The organism is Mycobacterium sp. TH-M15, from assembly GCF_057473705.1.
In genome coordinates this window covers 1-9287 of record NZ_JBYCLB010000172.1, presented here as the reverse complement: position 1 = coordinate 9287, position 9287 = coordinate 1, and the positions used below count along the sequence as shown (strand labels likewise).

At 72.4% G+C, this 9287-nt stretch carries 6 protein-coding genes; 4 read left to right on the top strand and 2 right to left on the bottom strand.

The window, feature by feature from the left end; genetic code table 11:
• A partial coding sequence (locus AC2VNT_RS04090; RefSeq protein ID WP_486945637.1) for an ROK family protein occupies positions 1 to 653 on the bottom strand: 653 nt, incomplete at its 3' end.
• Positions 653 to 4963, bottom strand: coding sequence for a glycoside hydrolase family 38 N-terminal domain-containing protein (locus AC2VNT_RS04085; RefSeq protein ID WP_486945636.1), 4311 nt, complete (start codon positions 4961 to 4963; stop codon positions 653 to 655). The genes AC2VNT_RS04085 and AC2VNT_RS04090, both read right to left, overlap by 1 nt.
• Positions 4964 to 5159: 196 nt before the next feature.
• Here AC2VNT_RS04085 and AC2VNT_RS04080 point away from each other — a divergent pair, with 196 nt between their 5' ends.
• The 4 genes from AC2VNT_RS04080 (at position 5160) to AC2VNT_RS04065 (ending at position 9286) form a co-directional block, all read left to right on the top strand.
• Positions 5160 to 6506, top strand: a complete 1347-nt coding sequence (locus AC2VNT_RS04080) for an ABC1 kinase family protein (protein ID WP_486945635.1) — start codon at positions 5160 to 5162, stop codon at positions 6504 to 6506.
• 4 nt (positions 6507 to 6510) lie between these two features.
• Positions 6511 to 7416, top strand: coding sequence for an alpha/beta fold hydrolase (locus tag AC2VNT_RS04075; protein ID WP_486945634.1), 906 nt, complete (start codon positions 6511 to 6513; stop codon positions 7414 to 7416).
• Between the two features lie 90 nt (positions 7417 to 7506).
• Positions 7507 to 8370, top strand: coding sequence for a cyclopropane mycolic acid synthase family methyltransferase (locus tag AC2VNT_RS04070; RefSeq protein WP_486945633.1), 864 nt, complete (start codon positions 7507 to 7509; stop codon positions 8368 to 8370).
• Between the two features lie 37 nt (positions 8371 to 8407).
• Positions 8408 to 9286: a cyclopropane mycolic acid synthase family methyltransferase gene (locus AC2VNT_RS04065; protein ID WP_486945632.1), complete on the top strand. Its 879-nt coding sequence runs from the start codon at positions 8408 to 8410 to the stop codon at positions 9284 to 9286.
• Position 9287 lies beyond the last annotated feature (1 nt).

Here is a 9287-nt window from a genome sequence, read left to right as displayed (position 1 = left end):
GCCGTGGCGAGCGCTTTGGCGTCGGGCGGGGCACCCGGTGGCGGGGTCCAGCCGTTGGCCTGCGCCCAGCGCACCATCGCCGGGCCGGAGGCGACCGCCTCGACGCAGCCGCGCCCGCCGCAGTGGCACGCCGGGCCGTCGTGGTCGACCACGACGTGGCCGACGTGGCCGGCGTTGCCGGTCCGGCCGTGGTAGGGCACGCCGTCGAGCACCAGTCCGCCGCCGACCCCGGTGGAGACCACCATGCCGAGCAGGAATTCCGTCCCGCGACCGGCGCCGCGCCAGTGCTCGCCGAGTGCCATGCAGACCCCGTCGCCACCGAGCCGCACCGGCACCCCGGGGACCGCCGCGGCGACCCGGTCACGCAATGGGAAGCCGCGCCAGTCGGCGATGTTGACCGGGCTGACCGTGCCGGCGACCAGATCGACCGGGCCGGCCGAGGCGACGCCGACCGCGTCGACCGCGCCGCCCGCGGCGGCCAGCGTCTCGGCGAGCAGTTCGGCGACCACCGCCCAGACCCGGTCGGCGTCCCGGTCGCCGCCGGTGGGCCGGACCAGGGTGTGCACCAGGGCACCGTCCGGATCGACCAGGCCGGCGGCGATCTTGGTGCCGCCGACGTCCAGGGCGAGGGTGAGCTGCGAGCGGTCGGCCATCAGAGCCGGTCGACGTCGTCGGCGGGCCGATCCGAGGCGGCGAGCACGGTCACCCACGCGGCCGGCGAGTAGACCAGCGCGCCGGCGCAGCCGACCTTGACCAGCGCCCACCAGCTGCCGGGCCGGGCCCACACCGGCGGGGTCACGTCGAAGAGCAGCTCGACGGTGCCGTTCGCCGGCAGCGTGGTGCCCAGCGTCGCTCGGTCGACCCACTCCCAGGTGCCCCACGGGCTGACCAGCTCCGCGGTGACCGGCAGGTCGGCGTGCGCGTCGGTGCCGACGGTGACGGCCAGCCGGACCGTCTCGCCGGGCCGCACCCCGACCTCTGCCGGGCCGTCCACCAGGTAGAGCAACCCAGCCGGGTCGACCGCGCCGACGCAGACCACCGCCACGTCCTCGACCGGCTGCCGCCAGGACGGCGGCAGGTTCTCCCCGGCGACGCTCAGCCGGGTCCGGATCGGGTACAGCCCGGGCTCGGCGCCGGCCGGGACGGTCACCGTCAGCTGCGACGACAGCTGCCCGCCCGGCGGCAGTTCGATCGGCAGCGTGGCCGGCCGCGCCGACCAGCCCGCCGGACAGACCAGGTGCACCGAGCCGGCCAGCGCTCGGTCGGTGCTGTCGCTGGCCACCGTCAGCTCCGCGGTGAGGTCGGTTCCGGGTTCGGTGGTCACCCGGTGCGGGTGCAGGTGGGCCACCGCCGGCAGCCCGCCCAGCGGGGCGGGACCACGGTTGTGCAGCCAGTAGCGGGCGTAGAGCGGTTGGTCGGCCTCGGCCTCCGGGCCCAGCACGGCTGATGCCGCCGCCCCGAACCGGGCCGGCTGAGCCGGGCCGAGCCGACCGAGCAGGGTGGCGATCTGGTAGCCGTGCAGCGCGGTCGGGCCGGTCCGGCCGGGCTGGTGGCGTTCCAGCAGATCGGCGCTGGTCAGGTTGGTGACCGGGCCGAAGGTCGACCGCAGCGTGACTGTGGTCGCCGCCCCGTGCGTCTCGACCAGCCGCAGCGCCACCGTGGCCGGGTCGACCGGCGCGGCGCTGCCGTGGGCCAGCGGATTGCCGGCCGGCTTCAGCGCGCCGAGCGCCACCCGGCCGGCCGGCTCGACGGCCAGCAGGGAGCCGGATGCGGGCAGGCCGGCACCGGCGGCCGGGCCGGCGCAGACGGCGATCAACGGCTGGTCGAACTCGGCAGCCCGAGCCGGCATCGCCACGGCCCGCCAGTCGCCGTCGCCGGCGACCAGCGCGTAGTCGACGCCGTGGCTCCAGTGCATCAGCTGGAACGCGGAGCCGTCCGGCGCGGTGCGCCGCGGTGGGTCCGACCACGACGCCGACGGCCAGCCGGTGCACGAGCGCAGCAACGCGATGCTCAGGGTGCCGTCCGGCTCGACGGCGAAGCTCGGCGTTCCCCGGTTGACCAGCGCCACCGTGCGCGGCGTGAACGGCTCCGCCCCGGCCGGGCAGCGTTGCTCCACGCCGATCTCGGCGTCGGCCAGGTCGCCGGCGAGCGCCGCCAGCTCCGCGCCCAGCGTCGCGGCGTCTGTGCCGGCGACGACCAGCACCGGCAGCGCCGCCGGCCCGGTCAGGTCGACGGTGTCGCCGGTGTAGCGCCACACCTCGGCGAGCGGCGCGGCGGCCGGCACCCAGACCCGGGCTCGTCCGGTCTCGGCGAGCTGGCGGGCGACCTCCGCCGGGTACGCCGGGTCGGCGGCGGCCAGCACCGCCGCGGTGAACGCGTTCTCCGCCGGGCCGCCCAGGGCGATCCGGGCGTCCGGCAGGTTGGAGTCGACGTCGAGCAGCCCGTACCGGGGTCCGTCGGCGCTGCCGCAGGTGGCGGTCACCCCGGCGCGCACCAGCGCCACCATCAGGTCGCGCACCGACTCCGCCGAGCGGGCGGCGTCCGTGGCGACCACCACCTCGGCCACCGAGACCGCCCGGACGGCGTCGGCACCCACCCGCACCCGGGCCGTCGCGGACAGCCCGAACCAGCGGAAGCAGGCGTTGTCCAGGGTCCACGCGCGTCGCGCCGTGTCCATCGCGGCGGCCGGGGCGTCGGGGCTGTCCGAATCGTGCAGCAGCGCGAACCCGCGCCCGACCACGGCGTCGCCGACCTCGCTGACCGGCAGCGCGCCCGGCACCCGGCACGGCCATCGCAGCCGCAGCAGGTCGTCGGCGCCGGTGAACCCGTCGACGGTGGTCCGGCAGTCGAGCCGGTCCAGACCACCCAGCAGGGTCAGCGTCTGGGTGTAGGCGAGCAGCACCCCGAACCGGTTGCGCAGCCGGCCGCGCACCACCAGCCGCTCCCCCAGCGGGCAGCGGTAGGCCTGCACGCCGACCTCGGTGGCCGCCGTCGAGGTGTCCACCCGGCCGCTGGTCACCAGATGCCACGGGCCCTCGCCGGAGCGCGGGTGCGCCGGGTACTCCTCGTAGTCGGCGAGCACGTTGCCCACCCGGCCCGGGGTGATCAGCTCCGCGCCGTCCGGCAACCGCACCAGCGACACCACCCCGCCGCCGCGCCGCGGGTCGACCGACACCCGGAAATACTCGTTGCCGATCTCGACACCGGCCATCGGCTCCCAGCCCGACCCACCGGCCGCGCCGGTCGCCGGCCCCAGCCGGTAGCCGGTCCAACCCAGCGACGGCACCCCGGCGGCCAGGAACGTCACCGACCGGCCACCGTCTTCGACCACGGCGGGCAGCACCGTGCCGTCCGGCGCCAGCAGCTGCGTATCGGCGCCGACCGGCTCCGCCAGCCGGGCGGTGACCACGTCGGTGCGCGGATGCGCCAGCGGGTTCCACACCACCACCCGCCGATCAGACGAAGCGGCCCCACCGACCGCGCCGGAGAGCACCGCCAGCGAGGTGTCCCGCACCGTCCGGCCCAGCCGCCAGGCGTCCCGCCAGCCGGTCAGCAGGTCCAGGTAGACCTGATCGGACTCCGAGCCGGTGATGGAGTCGTGGTGGGCGTTGTAGGCCAGCTGCGTCCACGCCTTGGCCAGCGCGGCCTGCGGGTAGTCGGCGCCGGAGACCAGCGCGGCGAAGACGGCGAACCGCTCGGCCTCCAGCACCGCGTTCTCGCCCGCCCGGTGGGCCTGCTTGGTGTCCACATAGGAGACGTGGGTGCCGGTGTAGATCGGGTTCATGTCCCGGGTCTGCGGCGACGCGCGCCGGTGCTCGGCGGCCAGCTCGGCGCGGACCGCGGCGAAGAACTCGCTGGGCAGCGCGCAGACGAACCGCGGCCAGGTGTAGCGCTTGGCCCAGTCCCGGTGGATCTCGACGACCCACTGGTTCGGCGGGGTGAAGTCGGTGCCGACCGGCAGCAGCACGTTGCGGGTGGCGGCCACCTTCTTCAGGTCGGTGAAGAGCCGGTAGACGGCCCGTTCGGCGTCGTCCAGCGACGCCGCGGAGTCCATCCACCAGCCGGCCGCGTAGTGCGCCGGCATGTAGTGGGTGAGCAGGCCGAGCCCGGACGGGGCGATCCACTCGAACTCGCTGGCGAACTGCATCCGGGTCACGTCGCCGCCGTCGGCCATCGGCCCCCACTGGTGGTACGGGCCGCGCGCCCACCCGCTGGCGGTCAGCCCGGTGTCGGCGCAGATGCCGGGGAACTGCGGGTCGTGGCCGAAGACGTCGAGCATCCAGGCGGTCGCCGGGTCGGCGCCGAGCACGTCGCGTTGGAAGCCCGCGCCGAGCACCAGATTGCGGATCGTGGTCTCCGGGCCGGTCAGCGGCGTGTTGGGTTCGTTGTAGCTGCCGCCGAGCACCTCCACCCGGCCCTCGGCGATCAGCCGGCGCAGTTCGGCGCGGTGCTGCGGATGGGTGTCCCAGTACGGCTTGAGGTAGTCGACCTCGGCGAGCACGAACTTGTACTCCGGTTCGTGCCGCGCCCAGGCCAGGTGGCGGCCGACCAGGTCGATGCCGTTGGTCTGCCGGCACGCGCCGGGCGGATCCTCGGTCCAGGCGCTGGTGTAGCGGCCCTGGGTGTTCCACCACACCGGGTCGTAGTGGAAGTGCGGGATCATGAACATCGTCCAGCCGGGCTCGGCGACGGTGAAGGTGAAGTCGAACGGCTCGGCGCCGGTTTCGCCGTCGACGACCACCCGCGCCGGGCGCCGCTCGCCGGGGACCGGATCCGTCACCGCCACCGCGATCTCGCGGATGTCGTCGGCGGCGCCGGTGCGTGCCGTACCGCTCAGTCCGACGCCCTCGACGCGCAGGCTGGCCGACCCGGCGCAGCCGGTGTAGTCGACCCGGACCAGCTGCTGCGGCGCGTCGGCGGGCCCGACGAACAGCTCGGTCGACTCCGCGGCGGTGACCCTCATCCAAGCAGCCTACGAGGGTCACCGCACCGTGTGGGCCAACCGCAGATCTCGTATTACCCGTCGCCCAGCAGAAGGGCGACGCCTACGCTCGGCCTCGCTGAGCTGGCGTTCTGCGGTAGCCGCTGCCCGGATCCCGAGGCGGCGGCGCCGGTCACGCCGATTCGGGATCGGCCCGGCGATTTGGCAGACTGCACCAATGAGCTCGACTGTCCCCCGCCCGGTGGCCAGACTCGACCGGGTGCCGTTGCCGGTCGAAGCGGCCCGGGTCGCCGCGACCGGCTGGCAGCTCACCCGCGCCACCGCCCGGGTCTTCGGCGGGCTGCTGCGGCCGGGGCCGGTCCAGCAGAAGGTGATCACCGAGCTGCCGCAGACCTTCGCCGACCTGGGCCCCACCTACGTCAAGTTCGGCCAGATCATCGCGTCGAGCCCCGGCGCGTTCGGCGAGCCGCTGTCTCGGGAGTTCCGCAGCCTGCTCGACGCGGTGCCGCCCGCCGACCCGCTCGCGGTGCACCGGCTCTTCGTCGAGGAGCTCGGCAAGGAGCCCGCCGAGCTGTTCGCCCGCTTCGACGAGACCCCGGTCGCGTCGGCGTCCATCGCCCAGGTGCACTTTGCCACCCTGCACAGCGGCGAAGACGTGGTGGTGAAGATTCAGCGGCCGGGCATCCGCCGCCGGGTCGCCGCCGACCTGCAGATCTTGAAACGGTTCGCGCAGGTCGTCGAGCTGGCCAAGCTGGGCCGGCGGCTCAGCGCCGGCGACGTGGTCGCCGACTTCGCCGACAACCTCGCCGAGGAGCTGGACTTCCGGATCGAGGCGCAGTCGATGCAGACCTGGGTGGCGCACCTGCACGCATCCCCGCTCGGCGCCAACATCAAGGTTCCCGACGTCTACTGGGACTTCACCAGCGAGCGGGTGTTGACCATGGAGCGGGTGCACGGCATCCGCATCGACGACGCCACGGCGGTCCGCACGGCCGGCTTCGACGGGGTCGAGCTGGTCAAGGCGCTGCTGTTCTCGACCTTCGAGGGCGGCCTGCGGCACGGGCTCTTCCACGGCGACCTGCACGCCGGCAACCTGCTGGTCGACGATCAGGGCCGGGTGGTCTTCCTGGACTTCGGCATCATGGGCCGCATCGACCCGCGCACCCGCTGGCTGCTGCGCGAGCTGGTGTACGCGCTGCTGGTGAAGAAGGACCACGCCGCCGCGGGCAAGATCGTGGTGCTGATGGGCGCGGTCGGCACGGTCAAACCGGAGGGCCAGGCGGCCAAGGACCTGGCGGCGTTCGCCACCCCGCTGACCATGAAATCGCTCGGCGACATGTCGTATGCCGAGATCGGCAAGCAGCTCTCCGCGCTGGCCGACGCCTACGACGTCAAGCTGCCGCGCGAGCTGGTGTTGATCGGCAAGCAGTTCCTCTACGTCGAGCGGTACATGAAGCTGCTCGCGCCGCGGTGGCAGATGATGTCCGATCCCGACCTCACCGGCTACTTCGCCAACTTCATGGTCGACGTCCGCCGCGAGCACACCGACGACCTGGAGGCCTGACAGTATGGACGTCCGCTCCGGCACCGCCCGCTCCGGCGACGTGCGGATCTACTACGAGGACCTCGGCAATCCCGACGATCCGGCGGTGCTGCTGATCATGGGTCTGGGCGCGCAGCTGCTGCTGTGGCGCGACGCGTTCTGCGAGAAGCTGGTCGCCGAGGGGCTGCGCGTCATCCGCTACGACAACCGCGACGTCGGGCTCTCCTCCAAGTTCGACCGGCAGCACGCCCCCGGCTCGGTGCTGACCAAGATGGCCCGGTTCTGGCTCGGCACCCCCACCAAGGCGGTGTACCGGTTGGAGGACATGGCCGACGATGCCGCCGCGGTCCTCGATCACCTCGGCATCGACCGCGCCCACGTCGTCGGCGCGTCGATGGGCGGGATGATCGCCCAGATCGTCGCCGCCCGGTTCGCCGAGCGGACCCGGTCGCTGGGGGTGATCTTCTCCAGCAACAACAAGCCGTTCCTGCCGCCGCCGGCGCCGCGCGCGCTGCTGGCGCTGATCTACGGGCCGCCGCCGGGTTCGCCGCGCACGGTGGTGATCGACAACGCGGTGCGGGTCAGCCGGATCATCGGCAGCCCGGCCTACCCGGTTCCGGAGGCCCAGCTGCGGGCCGACGCCGTCGAGGCCTACGAGCGCAGCTACTACCCGTGGGGTTTCGCCCGCCAGTTCGGCGCGATCCTCGGCAGCGGCAGCCTGCTCGGCTACGACCGGCGGATCAGCGCCCCGACCGTGGTGATCCACGGGCTGGCCGACCGGCTGATGCGGGTCTCCGGCGGGCGGGCCGTCGCACGCGCGATCCGCAGCGCCCGGCTGGTGCTGATCGACGGAATGGGCCACGACCTGCCCGAAGCGCTGTGGGATCGGGTCATCGGCGAGCTGACCGCGAACTTCGCTGCCGCCGACTGACCCGACGGATGCGCGTCGGGGCCGACGGCGACCGGCGGGTAGGCTGTGTGGGCCGCGCGGCGCCCCCGAAAGATTGCGAGTACAGCAGACATGACCAAGCTCGAGCCGAAGTACGACGAGCTGCAGTCCATCTACGACATCTCCAACGAGTTCTTCGAGCTGTTCCTCGGCCCGACCATGGGCTACACCTGCGGCTACTACCCCTACCCGGAGACCACCCGCGACGAAGCGCAGAACGCCAAGTTCGACCTGGCACTGGGCAAGCTGGGCCTGAAGCCGGGCATGACCCTGCTCGACATCGGCTGCGGCTGGGGCGGCGGCATGCAGCGCGCCGTGGAGAAATACGACGTCAACGTGATCGGCCTCACCCTCTCCGAGCGGCAGCGCGAGTACGCGATCGAGAAGCTGGCCAAGGTCGACACCACCCGCAGCGTCGAGGTCCGGCTGCAGGGCTGGGAGGAGTTCACCGACAAGGTGGACCGGATCGTCTCGATCGGCGCCTTCGAACACTTCGGCCGCAAGCGCTACCCGGACTTCTTCAAGACCGCCTACGACGCGCTGCCCGACGACGGGGTGATGCTGCTGCACACCATCACCGCGATCACCGGCTCCGACGAGGCGCAGCGCCGGGGCCTCCCGCTCACCATGGACCTGGCCAAGTTCGTGCTGTTCATCATGAAGGAGATCTTCCCCGGCGGCCAGCTGCCGTCGGCGCAGATGCCCCGGGACTACGCCACCGAGGCCGGCTTCCGGGTGATGCGCGACGACGAGATCGGGCCGCACTACGCGCGGACCCTGGAGGACTGGGCGGCGGCGCTGGCGGCCAACAAGGACGCGGCGATCGCGGCGCAGTCCCAGGAGGTCTACGACCGCTACGACAAGTACCTCAACGGCTGCGTGAAGCTGTTCCGGATGGGCTACGACAGCGTGCACCAGTACACCCTGCACAAATAACACGCGGAGCACAGATAGCGGCGTACGTTCGGAGGGGATGAGCGAGCTACGTCCGAAGTACGCCGAGCTGCAGTCGATCTACGACATCTCCAACGAGTTCTTCGAGCTGTTCCTCGGCCCGACCATGGGCTACACCTGCGGCTATTACCGGTCCCCGGAGACCACCCGCGACGAGGCGCAGAACGCCAAGTTCGACCTGGCGCTGGGCAAGCTGGGCCTGCAGCCGGGCATGACCCTGCTCGACATCGGCTGCGGCTGGGGCGGCGGCATGGCCCGCGCCGTCGAGAACTACGACGTCAACGTCATCGGCCTCACGCTGAGCAAGCGCCAACGCGAGTACGCCATTGAAAAACTGGCCAAGCTGGGCAGTTCCCGCAACGTCGAGGTGCGGCTGCAGGGCTGGGAGGAATTCGACGAGCAGGCGGACCGGATCGTCTCCATCGGGGCGTTCGAACACTTCGGCCACAAGCGGTACCCCGCCTTCTTCGAGATGGCCTACGACGCGCTGCCGGCCGACGGGGTGATGCTGCTGCACACCATCACCGGGATCAGCGGCGCCGACGAGGCACAGCGCAAGGGAATCGCGCTAACCATGTCGATGGCGCGGTTCAACCGGTTCATCATGAAGGAGATCTTCCCCGGCGGGCAGGTACCGTCGGTGGAGATGCCCAAGACCCTGGCCCGGACGGCCGGGTTCACCGTCACCCGCGACGACGAGATCGGCCCGCACTACGTGCGCACGCTGCAGGACTGGGCGGCGGCGCTGGCCGCCAACAAGGACGCCGCGATCGCCGCGCAGTCCCAGGAGATCTACGACCGCTACCAGAAGTACCTCACCGGCTGCGTGCCGCTGTTCCGCGACGGATACACCAGCGTGCACCAGTACACGCTCTGCAAGGGGCCGCTGGGGGCGTAAT

Excerpts from the sequence above, each read along its gene's own strand:
- AC2VNT_RS04085 (WP_486945636.1), bottom strand. The coding sequence starts at position 4,963 with ATGAGGGTCACCGCCGCGGAGTCGACCGAGCTGTTCGTCGGGCCCGCC.
- AC2VNT_RS04080 (WP_486945635.1), top strand. The coding sequence starts at position 5,160 with ATGAGCTCGACTGTCCCCCGCCCGGTGGCCAGACTCGACCGGGTGCCG.
- AC2VNT_RS04075 (WP_486945634.1), top strand. The coding sequence starts at position 6,511 with ATGGACGTCCGCTCCGGCACCGCCCGCTCCGGCGACGTGCGGATCTAC.
- AC2VNT_RS04070 (WP_486945633.1), top strand. The coding sequence starts at position 7,507 with ATGACCAAGCTCGAGCCGAAGTACGACGAGCTGCAGTCCATCTACGAC.
- AC2VNT_RS04065 (WP_486945632.1), top strand. The coding sequence starts at position 8,408 with ATGAGCGAGCTACGTCCGAAGTACGCCGAGCTGCAGTCGATCTACGAC.